Genomic DNA, 16,638 nt, shown 5'->3' with positions numbered 1-16,638 from the left:
ACAGAAATCTAGACAGTGCACCCGGGGATCACGAGCGGCGCAGCGTGGTACTTTCCCGAACGCATCGGCGGACTACCACGCAGCGTGGTAGCTACCGTTTGCTTCTACGCAGCGATGTCGAGGAAGTCTGCCAGATCTCGGAGTTCCTGACTGAGTGACCGTTTGCGGCTGCGCAGCAGGATGAGCAGGATGTCCTTCGCCTTGCGCTGGTGACGCAGCCATTCGGGTGAGTTCTTCCGCAGCTGGACCAGTACGTCAGTCGCGTCCCGGTAGTCCCGAAGGTCCGTGTGGGCAGCGGCCACGTCGAGGAGGTGGCGACTGAGGTTGTCCGAACGGTGCCGCCCGGATCGCGGGTGCGGGATGTTCTCCGCCAGCCGCAGAACGCCGCGCGCGTCACCCATGACCATCATGGATTCCGCGCGTTTCATGGCGACCACCGCTGGCCCGAAGGTCGTCAGGTACTGGTTGTGGTGATCGGGTGCCCGCGCGGCGGAAACCCGGGACGCGGCTACGTCCGCCAGCGACAGGAACTCATCGGAGGAGTCCTGCCGGTTGTTGCGGATCGCGGCGGCGGAGCCACGCAGCAGAAGCCATCCCCACGCCGAGAGATCCTCATCGGTCGCGGTCGACATGCGCGGCTCGATCTTCGAAGCGATATCACCCGCCAGTGATTCGGCATCGACGAAACGGCCCTGCCGGATGAACAGCCACGCCTGCGAGATAGCCCCGAACGCCGCCGTCAGGTTGTCCCCGACGGCCGTGGCATCGCTGATCGCGTCACGAATCGCCGCATAGGCAAGGTCATATTGCCTCACCTGCGTAAGGAAAAGCCCGGCGAGTTGGAAGATCTCGGCCCGCAGACGGAGCAGTGTCGCTCTTTCCTCGTCGGCCGCGCGATTCACCAGCGAGTGACTCTGCCGGATCATTCGGGGCAGCATCGCTGCGACAGCTTCGAAATCATCGGCACGGTACCGGCTGACCGCTTCGGACAGGTCCGCGCGGAGATTGGCTTCCCGGGACTCGGCAGGCGCTTCCGCATCAAACGTGACGGCACCCGCGAGACCGATAACCGGCGTGAGTACCTGCCGCAACGGAATGAGATTGAGCTTGTTACTTTCCTCATGCTCGGCGATCGGGTCTGGTGAACCCGGCTGGAACAGCGATGAGGTCTCCGCATCAAGCGCGCGGGCGAGGATATGGAAGGTTTCGAGCCGGGCGTTCCCGCCCTGTTCGATCTTGCGGATCGTGGAAACACTCAGGCCGGCTCTGTCGGCCAGCCCTTCCTGCGACAGGCCGCGTCTGCGGCGAAGGTTCTGGAGGTGGGTTCCCGGTGCCGGCTCGTCTACCATCGCGACCCTCTTCCCGCATACGCGCGCAGCCACCTACCAGACTACGGCGCCGCGATGCCAGCGACTCGGAACCGCGCCACGATTGCCGGTCTCTCGGCCGCGTTATGGACCGTCTCCCCTGGTAGGTCTTCGGCAGGCCCATGGGGTCGTACCGGTGGCGTCGACAGAAGCACCTGCCGAAGATCGGCGGACACCGGAAGCCCTACGCGAGCACCGACCACGGAAACTACGGAACGTAGCTGCCACGACGTCGGTGCGCGGAAGGGGTTAGCGGCTCCCCGGGGGGGCTCACAGGCCGGTTTTCCGAGGAATCCGGGGGTTGGCGCTCCTAGGCGCTAACGTGCTTAGGACCAGCTCAGCGGGCATCTAGGCCGCTAACAGGGGGTGCTAACGCTAGCAGGCAAGCTGCTAACGCAAGCACCCCTCCCACACCGCCAATCGCTACGCTCCGTGACAGTCGACGCAGCTGGGCTGCGGCGCCGATGCCCTGTCCGGCACACTCCGGAACGGTTCACAGGCGGCACCGGACGGAATCCGCGTCGAGGTCGATCCGGGATCATCGTCTCCTGCCGAAGGTCGGGACTTTCTGCCCGGTTTCCGCCGCGAATGCCCGATGCCTTCACGGGGAATAACAAGAAGGAAGGCACGGTGTTCCGCGCCGTGGCTTCCAACCCTGATCATCGGCCCGGTCGTCTGGAGTGGGTGCGCTTGACCTCATCGTGGATCTTCGTCGTTCGTGCTGGCCGTCCGCAGGATTCCGAAACCCGGTTCCCGCGCCCCGCGACCGCGACGAGGGCAGGCGCCCTCCCCGGTACCGCCACGACCTTCGCAGGATTCACGATCACCCCGGGCAGACAGGCACCCACATTCTGTCGTGGATCAACGTAGACAAACGGATCTTTACGTTCGGTAGCGGGTAGCGGGCTGGCCGCTACCGGTAGCGGCTGCGCAACCCGAGCCGCTACCCGCCACGACCGTCCTGACCTGCGCCCGGACAGCCGGGTGGCGGGTAGCGGACGGCACCGCCGGTCGCGCGCGTACGCGCGTGGCGGCGGGTGCGCCGCCCTGTGCGGCCGCTACCGCTACCCGACCGGGCGAAATCCTTTGTCCACGATTCTTCCGACCGCGCGACAGAATCGGGTCTGATCCGTTGAATGCGGCGCGCCGCCAGCATGTCTCCGTCATCGCACAACCTCATTCTGATATCGACTGTGGTGGGTTCGCGGCTGCGCTCGTCGGCTGGGCGAGCATGATTATCCGCGAAGAAATCGAGACACCCGACAACACATCAAACGACAGTTCCGCGGAAGGCATCACCGAGAAGAAAAGCGCACGAAAGGAAAAGAAAGACTAAAAGGCAGGGTGTTATGCTGATGTAGCCGATCATCGGACGAAAGGGTCTGCCATGCCCCCTGCCGCTGTCACCGAAACGGCCATTCCGCCTTCCGCCGAATCCATCCGCCGGCTGCGCGCCGTGTTCTATCTCCGGGTTTCCTCCAAGTCGCAGGTACGTACGGATTACAACCCGGAAGGGATCTCGCTTCCCGCGCAGCGGGTGAAGTGCGGCGAAAAAGCCGAGAGCATCAATGTCGACGTTGTCGACGAGTACGTGGAACCGGGCGCGTCCGCCTACAAGGACCTGAACAAGCGGCAGGCGTTCCTCGCGATGATCTCCCGTATCGAGGCACAACGGGACGTCGATATCGTGATCGTCTACCAGTTGAACCGGTTCGCGCGCGACAGGTACGAGGATGCCGATTTCACGATGCGGCTGCGTAACCTCGGCGTCCTGCTGGTCTCCGCCACGGAGAACATCGACGAGACACCGTCCGGGGAGCTTCTCCACGGAATCATGGCCGCGATCAACCAGTACCAGTCGGCCGCAAGCGGCAAGGACATCGCCTACAAGATGACACAGAAGGCCAGCAACGGCGGAACCCCCGGCCTCGCACCGATCGGATATCTCAACGTCCGGATCAGGACCGACGGGCGCAACATAGCGGACGTCGCACTCGACCCCGACCGGTGGCGGCTCGTGCAATGGGCTTTCGAGGAGTTCGCCACCGGGAAATGGACGATCGCGTCCCTCACCGAGGAACTCACCCATCGCGGCCTCACGAACCGGGCCGCCGGGAAACGGCCAGAGCGGCCGCTCAACAAGTCCCACGTCCACAAGATGCTCACCAACAAGTACTACGTCGGCGTCGTCACCTTCTCCGGTGTCGAGTACCCGAACGGCAGGCATCCCACGTTCGTCACGCCCGCTGTCTTCGATCGCGTCAGCGCGATTCTGCGTGCCCGCGACGTCGCGGGAGAGAAGCCGCAACACCACTTCCACCCGCTCAAGGGAAGCCTGTTCTGCGGGCACTGCGGCTCACGGTTCGGGATCACGAATGCCACCGGCCGGCACGGCGGCACCTACCCATATTTCTACTGCCTAGGCCGCCAGCGCGGAAAATGCCGCCAGCCGTACGTTCTCATCAGCACCGTGGAACAGCTTGTCKAGGAATGGTGGCGCCGCGTCGAGATCACGCCCCGACACAAGGCACGCATCCGGGAACTCGTCGTCGCCAGCACCCAATCCCTCACGACCCACGGCGCCGAACAGGCCGCCCGCCAGAAGAAAACCATCACCGACCTCGAACACGAGCGCCGCGCGTGCATGCGCGCCTACTACAACGACGCGATCACCGAGGAGTTCCTCAAGGAAGAACAGACCCGCATCGACCGGGCCCTGTCCCGTGCCCGCGAAACCCTTGCCCTGTGCGAGGGAGAATGGCGCAACCTCGATCGCGTCCTGGACCAGATTCTCGCGCTCTGCGAGGACAGCCACACCCTTTACCGGACAGCACCCGCGACCGTGAAACGGCAACTCAACCAAGCGGTGTTCCAACGGTTCTGGATCTTCGACCGCAGCATCGGCACGGCCGATCTGCAAGCTCCACTGGCCCAGCTCCTCGGAAAGGATCTTGGCCAGCGGCTCGCCACCGAGACCAAGAACCTGATCAACGCCCAGCGCGCTCCAGAGGACTCCGAGACCGTCGACCCACACTCCCCCACCGGATCGGCAGTCGCACTCGCCTACGGCGACACCAGACCTCATAGCGGACAAACAGATACGCCGCCCGGAACGTATCCGGACGGCGTCTCGCTTACCGAGGGACAGAGGAGCCATGATCCGGATTCGAACATGGCAACTCTGGTGGAGCTGAGGGGATTCGAACCCCTGACCCTCACACTGCCAGTGTGATGCGCTACCAGACTGCGCCACAGCCCCATATTCAGTTCTTACTGCCAGTTCTTCAGTTCGTACCGCTTACATCCTACACGACCATTTTCTGTACCCGCTCTCAGCCATTTGCTGGCTGCGTCTGCGAGTGTACAGGTTCAGTGTCGCTTTCCGTCGGCCCCTCCTGCGTTGGCAGAAGTGCCTCGGCCGGTGGGAGAGGAGCTGCGCTCCCCGGCCCGACGCTGACGACCATATCAGGCGCCGCGGCACCTGTGGCGAGGGGCCCGCTGTTGTGTTCCGCCAGCCGGAAACCACCGTGCTCCCGCCGGAGCATGGACCAGCGGCAGTTGCGCAGCGGGCCGAACACCCACCAGTTCTGCGGGGGGAYGCCCAGCGCCCTCCCGATGAGGGCCCGCGCCGTCCCGCCGTGCAACACGAAGACGACAAGCCCGGAGGGTTCGACCGGCAGGCCCTCGGCGAGGACCTCGTCGAGGACCGCGAACGCCCGTTCCGCGACCTCCACGTAGGTCTCGCCACCACCGCGGCGGATGTCCTCACCACGGCGCCACGCGGCGTCCTCCGCGGGGAACCGCGCGGCAGCCTCGGACCCGGTCAGGCCGGACCAGGCACCGAGGTCGATCTCCCGCAGCCGGGCGTCGGCCCGCACGGGCAGCCCGATGCTCGCGGCGGTCTCCTGGCAACGAATCAGATCCGAGGAGATCACAAGCTCGGGGCGCAGCGCCCTGATCACCGGGCCGACCGCCGCGGCCTGGCGGCGGCCCGTCTCGTCCAGAGGCGGGTTCGCATGCCCCTGGAAACGCCCCGCGTCGTTCCAGGACGTCCTGCCGTGCCGCCAGAGAAGCAGCCTCACCGCGGTTCCGCCGCGCCGACGCCGACCGCGGCGTCGGTGAACGGGATGACCGGGCAGTCCTTCCACAGCCGCTCCAGGCCGTAGTACTCCCGCTCCTCGGCACGCTGTACGTGCACGACGATGTCGGCGAAGTCGAGCAGGACCCACCGGCCGTCACGCTCGCCCTCGCGGCGCAGCGGCTTCGCGCCGAGCGTCCGCAGCTTCTCCTCGACCTCGTCCACGATCGCCTTCACCTGACGCTCGTTGTCGGCCGACGCGATGACGAAGCAGTCGGTGATCGCGAGCCGCTCGCTGACATCCAGAACGAGAATGTCCTGGCCGATCTTGTCGGCGGCGGTCTGGGCTGCGGCGAGAGCGAGCTCCACGGCTCGCGGCGAGGCGGTCACGCTTGTTGGTCTCCCAAAGGTACGAGCTGGTCATGCGCGCCGATGGACGCGCCGGCCACCCACCGGTCAAGTGGCCATGTCCAGCGTGACACAGCTTTGCGCGAATCGGCGACCATGTTTGTGGTCATCAGGCCGAATGTTCCGTCCCGTCAGGCCGCCCGGCGCCCTCGGGCAGCGGGGGCGCGACCGGCCGGGGGCCGTACAGCCCCCGTTTCGCGATGTAGCGGACGACCCCGTCCGGCGTCAGGTACCAGATCGGTGCCGCGCGGGCGACCCGCTGGCGGATGTCGGACGAGGAGATCGCCAGCGCCGGAACCTCCAGGAGGCTGACCGACTCGTCGGGCAGGCTGGCGTGGCGGCGCAGGTCGTAGCCCGGCCGGGTCACACCGACGAAGTGGGCGAGCCCGAAGAGCTCGGTGTGGTCACGCCAGGTGAAGATCTGCGCGAGCGCGTCCGCGCCGGTGATGAAGAACAGCTCGGCGTCGGGGTGGGTGCGGCGCAGGTGGCGCAGGGTGTCGATGGTGTAGGTCGGGCCGCTGCGCTCGATGTCGATCCGGCTGACGGTGAACTGGGGGTTCTCCGCCGTCGCGAGGAAGGTCATCAGGTACCTGTCCTCGGCGGCCGAGACCTCCCGGTCGGCCTTCTGCCAGGGGCGGCCGCTCGGGACGAAGACGACCTCGTCCAGGTCGAACAGCGCCGCGACCTCACTCGCCGCGACCAGATGCCCGTTGTGCACTGGATCGAACGTCCCACCCATCACACCCAGTCGCACGTGGGGACATTAACCCCGGGCAAAGTCCACGTGCCTCCTTCTCACCTCCGCCCGCAGGATGTCCTTCGTCACTCCACCTAGTAAGTTGGATTTTCCAACTTATGATTCGGCCGTGGACCGCCCGCTCGGATGCCGCCCCGGCGCGGCCCCGAAACAGCCCACGCAGAGCCCACAGAGTGCCCACACACCCACGCACGGACGGAGAACGCCATGGCGCCCATCGAGGGGTCGGTCGCGCTGGTCACCGGTGCCAACAGGGGTCTCGGCCGCAGGTTCGTCGAGGAGCTGCTCGCGAGGGGCGCGGCGAAGGTCTACGCCGCGGCGCGCAACCCCGGCTCGATCACGACACCCGGTGTCGTCCCGATCGGGCTCGACGTCACCGACCCCGCTAAGATCGCCGCCGCCGCCGAGGCCACCGGCGACGTCGACATCCTGATCAACAACGCCGGCAGCTCGACCGGTGCGTCGGTGCTGACCGGAGACATCGAGGACATCCGGCTGGAGATGGAGACCCACTACTTCGGGCCGCTGCGCCTGGTGCGCGCCTTCGCGCCGCAGCTGTCGCGCGAACGGCCGGACAGCACCGGTGGCGGTGGCAGTGGCCCGCACGGCACGCGCGGGGCCGTTCTCAACGTTCTGTCGGTGCTGTCCTGGCTGGCGATGCCGACGAGTGGGGCGTACTGCGCGGCGAAGGCGGCGGCCTGGTCGCTGACCAACTCCCAGCGGGTCGAGCTGGCCGGCGCCGGGATCACCGTCACCGCGCTGCACGTCGGATTCATGGACACGGACATGACGCGGCGGATCGACGCTCCCAAGGTTGATCCCGCGGCCGTCGCCGCGCTCGCGCTCGACGCCGTCGCCGCCGGCGCCCCCGAGGTCCTGGCGGACACACCGAGCGCCCAGGTGCGGGCGGCCCTGGCGGGCGGGCTCGGCGCGCTGTACCCGAGCCTCGCCGAGCACTACGGCACGCTCGACGCGATGGTCCCCCGCACAGGCTGATCCCGGGCGGGTCGCCAGCCGGGAGCGGACTCGGCACGGCCGGGGCACGGGCCACGTCCGGGCGGGGCACAGGCCGCGTCCGGGCGGGCCGGCTCCGGGCGGGGCGAACCTGGCCGGGTGCGGCACTAGGCTGACCGGGGAGCCGATCACATCCCATGGAGCCCGCCCATGCCGAACAGCCCGCGCGCGGGGCAGCCCGCCGCTCCCGACGAGCTCATCGACCCGGGCGCGCTGCTCGCCGCCTACCACGACGTCCACCCCGACCCGGCCGACCCGGCCCAGCGGGTCTCCTTCGGGACGTCCGGCCATCGCGGCAGCGCCCTGCGCGCCTCGTTCAACGAAGACCACATCCTGGCCACCACCCAGGCGATCTGTGAGTACCGCGCGGCCGCCGGGACACATGGCCCGCTGTTCATCGGGGTGGACACGCACGCCCTGTCCGCGCCGGCGCTCGCGAGCGCGCTGGAGGTGCTCGTCGCCGGCGGGGTGGACGTCCGGGTCGCCCCCGCGGGCGAGGCCACCCCGACACCGGTGATCTCGCACGCGATCCTCGCCCACAACGGGCGAGGCGCCGCGGGATCGGGCCGGCCGGCCGGGCTGGCGGACGGCATCGTCGTCACCCCGTCGCACAACCCGCCAGCCGACGGCGGATTCAAGTACAACCCGCCACATGGCGGCCCGGCTGACACCGCAGCCACGAGCGCGATCCAGAACCGGGCGAACGAGCTGCTCGAAGCGGGCCTGGCCGGGGTGGCACGGGTGCCCCACCAGCAGGCACTGGCCGCCGCGACCGTGCATGACTTCGTCGGCGCCTATGTGGCGGACCTGCCGGATGTGGTCGATCTCGACGCGATCCGCGCGGCGGGGGTCCGCATCGGGGTCGACCCGCTGGGCGGCGCGAGCGTCCGGTACTGGCAGGAGATCGCCGACCGGCACAAGCTGGACATCGAGGTGGTCAACACCTCGGTCGACCCGACGTTCGGCTTCATGACGCTGGACTGGGACGGCAAGATCCGGATGGACCCGTCGTCGCCCTACGCGATGGCGTCGCTGCTGCGGCTGGCCGGGTCGTTCGACGTGGCGCTGGCGAACGACGCCGACGCCGACCGGCACGGCATCGTCACCCCCGGCGCCGGCCTGCTCAACCCGAACCACTACCTCGCCGCGGCGATCGCCTACCTGTTCGCGCACCGCCCCGGCTGGCCCGCCGGCGCCGCCGTCGGCAAGACGCTGGTCAGCTCCGGGATCATCGACCGGGTCGCCGCCGACCTCGGGCGCCGGCTGTACGAGGTTCCGGTGGGCTTCAAGTGGTTCGTCGACGGGCTCCTCGACAGCTCGCTCGGCTTCGGCGGCGAGGAGAGCGCCGGAGCGTCCTTCCTGCGCCGTTCCGGCGGCGTGTGGACGACGGACAAGGACGGCATCATCGCCTGCCTGCTCGCCGCCGAGATGACCGCGGTCACCGGGCGGGACCCCGGCCGGCTCTACGCCGACCTGACGGAGCGCTTCGGCTCGCCCGCGTACCGCCGGGTCGACGCGCCGGCCAGCCCGGCCCAGAAGAAGATCCTCTCCGCGCTCACCCCGGAGGCTCTCGGCGCCACGACGCTCGCGGGCGGCGCCGTGACCGCGGCGATGTCGTCCGCGCCGGGCAACGGCGCCGCGATCGGCGGCGTGAAGGTGGCGACGGCGGACGCCTGGTTCGCCGCCCGCCCGTCCGGCACCGAGGACGTCTACAAGATCTACGCCGAGAGCTTCGTCGGCACCGAGCACCTCACCGCCGTGCTCGCGGAGGCCCAGACCATCGTGGACGCCGCGCTGGCCGGGTAGGTGCCCCGGCCAGCCTTCCCGGGTTGACCTCACCGCCGTACCGGTCCGCGACCGTGGCGGTGAGGTCAGGACGCGCTGGTCCCCGGCTCGTCCGGAGAAACCGGCGCGGCGGGCGGAACCGGCGCGGCGGCCGCGCCAGGGGCCGGCGCTGCGGCCGGGACCGGGGCTGTGGCTTGGACTGCTGCTGCTGCGGCTGGGGCTGGGCCTGCGGCTGGCACTGGAGCGGGAGCCGGCACAGGCGCAGGGACCGGGCCTGCGGCTGGCACCGGGGCTGTTGTGCCGCCGCGGCCTCGCCGACGCACGATCCGGACCAGCCGTACGCCCAGGTAGGCGAAGCCTGCGAGCAGGGCGACCAGCGCCAGCGGGCCGATCAGCGCGATGATCGCCTCGATGCCGTTGACGAAGCGGTCCCATGACCGCTGGACGGCGTCCCCCAGACCGGACGGATCGTCCTCGGGCGCGGGACTGATCTCGCCGGCCCCGTCCTCAGCGATCCGGACGGTCAGGGTGGCGAGATCGCTCGCGTCGGCGAGGACCATCCGCTGGCCCTCGATCTGCTCGATCTCGACCTGCACCCGGTCGATCGCCTGCTGCACCGACAGGGTCTCCCCCACCGTCGTCGCCTTGGCGAGCAGGGCCAGGTAGGCGTCGCGGGACGCCTCGAGAGCCCGCTTGCGCGCCTGGAGGTCGACGTACTCTCCCGTGACATCCCGCGCGGAGGTCGTGGACGACGTCACGGTGCCGAGCCCGCCCAGACCGGAACGCAGCTTGTCGAACGACGCGGTGGGCACCCGCAGGGTCACGGTCGCGCTCTGGTGACTGTCGTCGGTCGTCGACGGCGTTCCGTTGGTCTCGCTGGACTCGACGTAGCCGTCGAGGTCGTTCGCCCGCGTCGACAGCGCCTGGACGGCTTCCTCCACCCGGCCGGCCGGCACCGACAGCTCCGTCCTGCCGTCACGGACGATGCGCGGCTCGGCTCCGGCCGGCCGTGCCGGCTCACCGGTGGAGCCCGTCGACCCGCCTGAGCTGGTCGAGGCCGGGCTTGGCGCGACGACGCCACCGCGCGCGGCGGCCTCCGGCGACACCGCCGAGTCGGCGAGGGCCTCCCCCGAGGTGTCTGAGGCGGACCCGGGGGCGGAGCCCGCGGCGCCGCTGCCGGCAGCGAGTGTCGGCGCCGGTGCGACCGCGGGTTCGGCCGCCGCTCCGGTCGAGGGCACCGACAGGGCCAGGTCGGCGGACGAGCCGTCATCCAGCGCGTCGGCGAGGCTACCCAGCCCGGCGCCGGCGACGAGGGCAACGGCAAGGATCATGAACCCGACGAGAACCTTCCCGCGGCGGCGCGAGGGAGCGGGACCGCCTGGGCCGGTCGGGCCCGTCGGGCCGGTCGGGCGAGGCGGGCTGACCGGTTCGGGCGGAGTGATCAGTTCGGCCGGACCGGCCGGTTCAGCTGAATCGATTGGTTCAGCCGAGCTGATCAGCCCGGTCACTCCGGTTGGCCCGGTCACTTCGCTTGAACTGGTCACTTCGGTTGAACTGGTCGCGCCGGTTGGTCCGGTCCTGCTCACCGTGGTCGCCATGGCGGCACCCCTCCGTCTGGCCTCCCAGGTCACCGCGCGGTTCCTCCGCGCGGCCCTCCTGGTTCGGCGGACGCGGGCCGCGTCGCCGTCGAAGGGGTTTGACGCAGCCAGACGGCGATCGGTTCACCCACAGTCGGACGAATCTCGCCACCCCGGTCACTTTGACGATCCGCAAGAAGTACGGATTTCGGCTGCCGCAGAGCCTGTCACAGACTGTCGCCGATCAAGATCGCTAACCGGTGGGCGGGGAGGTGGGCACTCCATGAACGCGGCTGGAACTCCGAGAACCCGGTCGCCCGGCGCCCCCGTTTGGAGAGTCGCACTCGGGAACTCGGGTGTCACCACACTCCGCGGCCGCCCGGCCCTGCTGGGCCGGGTCCGGATCAGGTCGGCAGCAGGCGCTCGATGAAGTGCTGGAGCTGCTCGACGTTGCGGCACTCGACCATCTCGTCGACGAAGTCCGCGTAGGCCCCGGTGGCCGAGTCGCCGGACCCCCAGTAGCTGCGCGGCTCCGGGTTCAGCCAGTAGGAGTGGCGGGCCTGCCCGCACAGCCGGCGGAAGACCGCGGCCGACGTCGCGCGGTAGTTGTTGCGTGCGTCCCCGAGGATGAGCAGGGATGTCCGCGGGCCCACCGCGTCCGGGTACTTCTCGGCGAACACGTCGATCGCATGGCCGTAGTCGCTGTGGCCGTCGAACCAGACCAGGTCGGCCTCGGCGGCGATCCGGGCCATCATGTCGCCCAGGTCGAGACCGCGCAGGAACCGGGTGACCTCGTCGGTCGTGTCGATGAACGCGAAGGCGCGGACCTTGGAGAACTGCTCCCGCAGCGCGTGGGTGAGCATGAGCGTGAAGTGCGCGAACGAGGCCACCGATCCGGACACGTCGCACAGCACGACCAGTTCCGGCTTGTGCGGCTTGTGCGGCCGGTGCCTGGTCTCCAGCGGCACGCCGCCGGTGGCCAGCGAGGCCCGCACCGTGCGGCGGAAGTCCAGCCGCCCGGTGCGGCCGAGCCGGCGCTTGGCGGTCAGCCTGGTCGCGAGGCGCCGGGCCAGCGGATACACCTGGCGACGCAGCTCCACCAGGTCACGCTGCGAGGCGCGCAGGAAGTCGACCTGGTCCGCGAGCGGCTTCACGGCGGAACGCTCGACCGCCTCGAGCCCCCGCTCCTCCGCCATCCGCCGCCGCACCTCGGAGGAGATCATGTCCTCGAAGGCCTTGATCCGGTCGGAGATGGTCTGGCGGGCGATCCGCTCGCCGAGCCCGCCGCGTTCCTCCTCGCCGAGCATCGCGGCGAGCAGGTCGGCGATGAGCGTCTCCGGCGACATCGCGCGCAGCACCCGGTAGATGAAGTAGCTGCGCTGGCCGGGGCCGTTCTGCGCGGCACCGAAGGCGGTTACCGAGCGGCGGGCCAGGTCGCGCAGCCGGTCGTCGTCCCCGTCGAGCAGTGCGTCCCGCAGCTGGTCGCGCATGGCGCGGCGAAGGGCCTCCAGCTCCTGCGGGGTCAGCTCGGGTGCCGGGCCGTTCGCGCCGTCGGCCGACTGCCCGGAGCCGGAGACGTCGCCGGAGTCGCCGAGCGCGACACCGTCACCGATCCGCGGCGGGAAGTACAGGTCGAACAGCGAGTCGAAGGCGTTGCGGTACAGCGGGCGCTTGCACATGGTGGCGGCGAACGCGGCCCGCACCGCCTCCCGGTCGGCCCACCCGACAGCGCCGACCGCCCGCACGGCGTCGACCGTCTCGGCGCTGCTCACCGGGACGTTCGCGCGGCGCAGGGCGGCGGTGAACGCCACGGTGCGGTCGAGCAGGTTCATCGGGACCTCCCGGTCCGGGGCCGGCCGCCCGCTGTGTGTCGGCGCCGAGCCTGATTCAGTTGGCGCCGAGCTTGAGCTGGCTGATGGCGCGAGCCTGGTCGCTGGCGTGCTTGAGGACCACGCCGAGAGTCGAGGTGACGGCGGCGTCGTCCATGGTGTCGAAGCCCAGCGCGAGAACCGTCTGGCCCCAGTCGATGGTCTCCGCGATCGACGGGGCCTTCTTCAGCTCCATCGCCCGCAGCGAGCGCACGATCCGCACCAGGGACTCGGCCATCCGCTCACCGAGCTCCGGCACCCGGGACAGGACGATCTCCTTCTCCCGGGCAGCCGACGGGTAGTCGAGGTTCAGGTAGAGGCAGCGGCGCTTGAGCGCCTCCGACAGCTCACGGGTCGCGTTCGAGGTGAGGATGACGAACGGACGCCGGGTCGCCTTCAGGGTGCCCAGCTCCGGGATCGTCACCTGGAAGTCGGACAGCACCTCCAGCAGCAGGCCCTCGACCTCGACGTCAGCCTTGTCCGTCTCGTCGATGAGCAGGACCGTGGGCTCGCTGCGCCGGATCGCGGTGAGCAGCGGGCGGGAGAGCAGGAACTCCTCGCTGAAGATGTCGTCGTGGGTCTCGCGCCAGGTGGCGAGACCGGCCGACTCCCCCGCGGCCCCGGCGGCCCCCGCGACCGCGCCCTCGGACGCGACGTTGGCGCCGGCCTGGATGCGCAGCAGCTGCTTCTTGTAGTTCCACTCGTAGAGCGCCCGGGCCTCGTCGAGGCCCTCGTAGCACTGCAGCCTGATCAGCTCGGCACCGACGGCGGTGGTCAGCGCCTTGGCCAGCTCGGTCTTGCCGACACCGGCCGGCCCTTCGACCAGGAGCGGCTTACCCAGCCGGTCGGCGAGGAAGACCGTGGTGGCGATCGCCTCGTCGGCGAGATAACCCGTCTCCCGGAGCCGCTCCTGCACATCCGCGACATCAGCGAACGCGTATCCCTGCGACGACATGGCCACCTTCCGGTCCCGGTGCCTGGTAGTACCCACTGTCCATAGTGCCAGTGGTTGGCACCACATGACGGATTGACGACGGATGACGGCCTTGCGGAATTCTCCGGACCGCACCCTCGGGCCACCATCCCACCGCCTTCCGCACCCCCCGTCACCTGCGGAAACCTTCCGGTCACCGAGGCGGAACGGGCCCGGACCGCCTACACGAGATGGCCGTCCCCGATGCCGACCCAGGTCGTCGAGGTGAGCTCGGGAAGCCCCATCGGCCCGCGCGCGTGCAGTTTCTGGGTGGAAATACCGATCTCCGCGCCCATCCCGAAACGCTCGCCGTCGGTGAAACGGGTCGAGGCGTTCACCATCACCGCGGCGCTGTCGCAGCCCGCGATGAAGCGGCGGCTCGCCGCCAGTGACCGGGTGATGATCGCCTCGGTGTGACCGCTGCTCCACCGCCGGATGTGGTCGACCGCCTCGTCGAGGGAGCTGACCACCCCGACCGCCAGGTCCAGCGAGAGGTACTCGGTCGCCCAGTCCTCGTCGGTGGCCGGCACCGCCGACGGGTCCACCGCACGCACGGTCTCGTCGCCGTGCACGGTCACCCCAGCCTCGCGCAGCGCGGTCAGCACCCGCGGCAGGAACTCCGCGGCGACACCCGCGTGGACGAGCAGCGTCTCGGCCGAGTTGCACACCGAGACCTTCTGGGTCTTCGCGTTGAGCGTGACGGCCAGCGCCGTGTCCAGGTCGGCGTCGACATCCACGTAGACGTGACAGTTGCCGACCCCGGTCTCGATCACGGGGATCGTCGACTCCTCGACGACCGTGCGGATCAGGCCGGCGCCGCCCCGCGGGATGAGCACGTCCACCAGCCCGCGCAGCCGCATCAGATGCTTCACGGACTCGTGGTCGGCACCCGGGACCAGCTGGACCGCGTCGGCGGGCAGCCCGGTGGCCACCGCGGCCTCGCGCAGGACGTCCACCAGGAGCCGGTTGGAGTGCAGCGCGGACGCGCTGCCGCGCAGCAGAGCCGCGTTGCCGCTCTTGAGGCACAGCCCCGCCGCGTCGACCGTGACGTTGGGCCGTGCCTCGTAGATGATCCCGACGACGCCGAGGGGGACCCTGACCTGCCGCAGCTCCAGCCCGTTGGCGAGCACCCGGCCGCGGATGACCTCACCGACGGGGTCGTCGAGCGAAGCCACCTGCCGCAGCCCGTCGGCCATCGCCTCGATCCGCGACGGTGTCAGCGTGAGCCGGTCCACCAGCGCGTCGGACGTCCCGGCCGCCCGTGCGGCGGCGACGTCCACGGCGTTCGCGGTGAGGATCTCGGTCTGGCGTTCGAGGAGCGCACCGGCCATGGCGAGCAGGGCGGCGTCCTTGGCCGCCCGCGGGAGCGGCGCGAGCGCGCCGGCAGCCTGCCGGGCTCGCACCGCGCTGGCTCGGACGTCCTCCGCCGAGGTGTTCATGACCGCATTCCTTCCAGGAAGTCCGCGACATCCGACGCCGACGCCGACCCGGGCCCGGCGTCGTCGGCGGCATCGGCGTCGCCGACGCGGCCGCACGCCGTCGACGACGAGGCTACCGGCGTCCGGTGCCCAAGGACCCCGGACCCGCGTAACCAGTTGGTCAGGGGGTGGGCCGGACCTCGGCCGGCGGCGATCCGTGTGATCAACGGCAGGTGATCGGCCGCAGGTGATCGGCGACAGACGGTCAGCGGCGGGCGAGCAGCAGCACGAGGTCGTCACGGTGGACGACCTCACGCTCATAGGACGGCCCACGCTCGGCGGCCAGCTCCATCGTCGAGCGGCCGAGCATGCCCGGCAGTTCGGTCGAGTCGAACTCGACGAGGCCCCGTGCGACCGGACGCCCGAGCGGATCCACCAGGTCGACCGGGTCACCCGCGGAGAAGTCGCCCTCGACCCGGGTCACCCCCGCGGGCAGCAGCGAGGCCTGCCGGTCCACGACCGCGGCCACGGCACCGTCATCCAGGTACAGCCGCCCTTCCGGGGCGGTCGCGTACGCGAGCCACTGCAGGCGCGAGGCCCGCCGCGGGCCGGTCGGGTGGAAGACCGTCCCGACCTCCTCGCCGGCCAGCGCCTCGGCCGCGAGCGCCGCCGAGGTCACGATGGTGGTGACACCACCCGACGCCGCCATCCGAGCCGCGTCGATCTTGGTTGCCATACCGCCGACCCCGACGCCGGCCGTGCCCGTGCCCTGCGCGGTCAGCCCGTCGAGATCGGCGTCCGACCGGACGTCGCGGATCATGGCCGCCGGGCCCAGCCGCGGGTTCGACTCGTACACGCCGTCGACGTCGGAGAGCAGGACCAGCACGTCCGCGGACACCAGGTGGGCGACGATCGCGGCCAGCCGGTCGTTGTCGCCGAACCGGATCTCCTGGGTGGCGACCGCGTCGTTCTCGTTCACGATCGGCACCACGCCCAGGGCCAGCAGCCGATCCAGGGTGGTGCGGGCGTTGCGGTAGTGCGTGCGGCGGATCACGTCGGTCGCGGTGAGCAGGACCTGGCCGACCCGGTAGCCGGCCCGGCCGAACGCTCCCGCGTAGCAGTGCACCAGCGAGCTCTGGCCCACGCTCGCCGCGGCCTGCAGGGTGGCGAGGTCCCGGGGCCGCCGGGAGAGCCCCAGCGGGGCGAGCCCGGCGGCGATCGCCCCCGAGGACACCAGGACGAGCCCACCCTCCGGACCCGCCCGGCCGACGACCGCCGACACGAGCGATTCCACCCGGGCGACGTCCAGACCGCCGGCGGCGGTGGTCAGCGACGACGATCCGACCTTGACGACGATCCGGGACGCGTCGGTGACGAAGGCGCGCGGCATCAA

The 16,638-nt window shown here is 70.0% G+C and carries 13 protein-coding genes and 1 tRNA gene; 2 read left to right on the top strand and 12 right to left on the bottom strand.

Features of this window, described 5'->3' with window-relative positions; genetic code table 11:
* Positions 1–104 precede the first annotated feature (104 nt).
* The 7 genes from CcI49_RS08065 to nadD form a co-directional block, all read right to left on the bottom strand.
* Entirely contained in the window at positions 105–1,349 is a 1,245-nt protein-coding gene (locus CcI49_RS08065) for a helix-turn-helix transcriptional regulator (RefSeq protein WP_076825424.1), read from the bottom strand.
* A gap of 1,288 nt (positions 1,350–2,637) precedes the next feature.
* A complete protein-coding gene (locus tag CcI49_RS43135; RefSeq protein ID WP_241839957.1) occupies positions 2,638–3,717 on the bottom strand; it encodes a hypothetical protein in 1,080 nt (359 codons plus the stop codon).
* Positions 3,718–3,786: 69 nt separating this feature from the next.
* Positions 3,787–4,401: a hypothetical protein gene (locus tag CcI49_RS43130; RefSeq protein ID WP_076825421.1), complete on the bottom strand. Its 615-nt coding sequence runs from the start codon at positions 4,399–4,401 to the stop codon at positions 3,787–3,789.
* Positions 4,402–4,549: 148 nt separating this feature from the next.
* A tRNA-Ala gene (locus CcI49_RS08040) sits at positions 4,550–4,626 on the bottom strand.
* 73 nt (positions 4,627–4,699) lie between these two features.
* The gene (locus CcI49_RS08035) at positions 4,700–5,449 is read right to left on the bottom strand and encodes a histidine phosphatase family protein (protein ID WP_076825418.1); all 750 of its coding nucleotides are present in this window, start codon (positions 5,447–5,449) and stop codon (positions 4,700–4,702) included.
* Positions 5,446–5,835, bottom strand: coding sequence for a ribosome silencing factor (gene rsfS / locus CcI49_RS08030; RefSeq protein WP_054566924.1), 390 nt, complete (start codon positions 5,833–5,835; stop codon positions 5,446–5,448). Before rsfS ends, CcI49_RS08035 begins: the two co-directional genes overlap by 4 nt.
* Before the next feature lie 127 nt (positions 5,836–5,962).
* Positions 5,963–6,607 (bottom strand): nicotinate-nucleotide adenylyltransferase, encoded by a 645-nt coding sequence (gene nadD / locus CcI49_RS08025; protein ID WP_255354741.1) that lies wholly within the window; start codon positions 6,605–6,607, stop codon positions 5,963–5,965.
* A 210-nt stretch (positions 6,608–6,817) separates the two neighbouring features.
* Between nadD and CcI49_RS08020 the strand changes: the two genes are divergently transcribed.
* Both CcI49_RS08020 and pgm read left to right on the top strand, forming a co-directional pair.
* Positions 6,818–7,606: an SDR family oxidoreductase gene (locus CcI49_RS08020; protein ID WP_054566923.1), complete on the top strand. Its 789-nt coding sequence runs from the start codon at positions 6,818–6,820 to the stop codon at positions 7,604–7,606.
* A 168-nt stretch (positions 7,607–7,774) separates the two neighbouring features.
* Positions 7,775–9,430 carry a phosphoglucomutase (alpha-D-glucose-1,6-bisphosphate-dependent) gene (pgm, locus tag CcI49_RS08015; RefSeq protein ID WP_054566922.1) on the top strand — a complete coding sequence of 552 codons (1,656 nt, stop codon included), beginning with the start codon at positions 7,775–7,777 and terminating at the stop codon, positions 9,428–9,430.
* 65 nt (positions 9,431–9,495) lie between these two features.
* Here pgm and CcI49_RS08010 read toward each other — a convergent pair whose 3' ends face one another.
* The 5 genes from CcI49_RS08010 to proB form a co-directional block, all read right to left on the bottom strand.
* Positions 9,496–10,740: a DUF4349 domain-containing protein gene (locus CcI49_RS08010; protein ID WP_235497976.1), complete on the bottom strand. Its 1,245-nt coding sequence runs from the start codon at positions 10,738–10,740 to the stop codon at positions 9,496–9,498.
* A 650-nt stretch (positions 10,741–11,390) separates the two neighbouring features.
* Positions 11,391–12,818, bottom strand: coding sequence for a VWA domain-containing protein (locus tag CcI49_RS08005; RefSeq protein WP_054566921.1), 1,428 nt, complete (start codon positions 12,816–12,818; stop codon positions 11,391–11,393).
* Between the two features lie 55 nt (positions 12,819–12,873).
* The gene (locus CcI49_RS08000; protein WP_054566920.1) at positions 12,874–13,809 is read right to left on the bottom strand and encodes a MoxR family ATPase; all 936 of its coding nucleotides are present in this window, start codon (positions 13,807–13,809) and stop codon (positions 12,874–12,876) included.
* 200 nt (positions 13,810–14,009) lie between these two features.
* Positions 14,010–15,266, bottom strand: coding sequence for a glutamate-5-semialdehyde dehydrogenase (locus tag CcI49_RS07995; protein ID WP_076825414.1), 1,257 nt, complete (start codon positions 15,264–15,266; stop codon positions 14,010–14,012).
* A gap of 244 nt (positions 15,267–15,510) precedes the next feature.
* A complete protein-coding gene (gene proB / locus CcI49_RS07985; protein ID WP_054566918.1) occupies positions 15,511–16,635 on the bottom strand; it encodes a glutamate 5-kinase in 1,125 nt (374 codons plus the stop codon).
* Between the last annotated feature and the right edge of the window lie 3 nt (positions 16,636–16,638).

This window comes from Frankia sp. CcI49 (genome assembly GCF_001983215.1).
GTDB classification, from domain to species: Bacteria; Actinomycetota; Actinomycetes; order Frankiales; family Frankiaceae; genus Parafrankia; species Parafrankia irregularis.
The sequence above is the reverse complement of the archived record's forward strand: the minus strand, read 5'-3'. Positions and strand labels throughout refer to the sequence as shown.

What these genes read in the sequence shown, in the direction of transcription:
- CcI49_RS08065 (WP_076825424.1), bottom strand. Translation starts at nt 1,349, where the DNA reads ATGGTAGACGAGCCGGCACCGGGAACCCACCTCCAGAACCTTCGCCGC.
- CcI49_RS08020 (WP_054566923.1), top strand. Translation starts at nt 6,818, where the DNA reads ATGGCGCCCATCGAGGGGTCGGTCGCGCTGGTCACCGGTGCCAACAGG.
- pgm (WP_054566922.1), top strand. Translation starts at nt 7,775, where the DNA reads ATGCCGAACAGCCCGCGCGCGGGGCAGCCCGCCGCTCCCGACGAGCTC.
- CcI49_RS08010 (WP_235497976.1), bottom strand. Translation starts at nt 10,740, where the DNA reads ATGATCCTTGCCGTTGCCCTCGTCGCCGGCGCCGGGCTGGGTAGCCTC.
- CcI49_RS08005 (WP_054566921.1), bottom strand. Translation starts at nt 12,818, where the DNA reads ATGAACCTGCTCGACCGCACCGTGGCGTTCACCGCCGCCCTGCGCCGC.
- CcI49_RS08000 (WP_054566920.1), bottom strand. Translation starts at nt 13,809, where the DNA reads ATGTCGTCGCAGGGATACGCGTTCGCTGATGTCGCGGATGTGCAGGAG.
- CcI49_RS07995 (WP_076825414.1), bottom strand. Translation starts at nt 15,266, where the DNA reads ATGAACACCTCGGCGGAGGACGTCCGAGCCAGCGCGGTGCGAGCCCGG.
- proB (WP_054566918.1), bottom strand. Translation starts at nt 16,635, where the DNA reads ATGCCGCGCGCCTTCGTCACCGACGCGTCCCGGATCGTCGTCAAGGTC.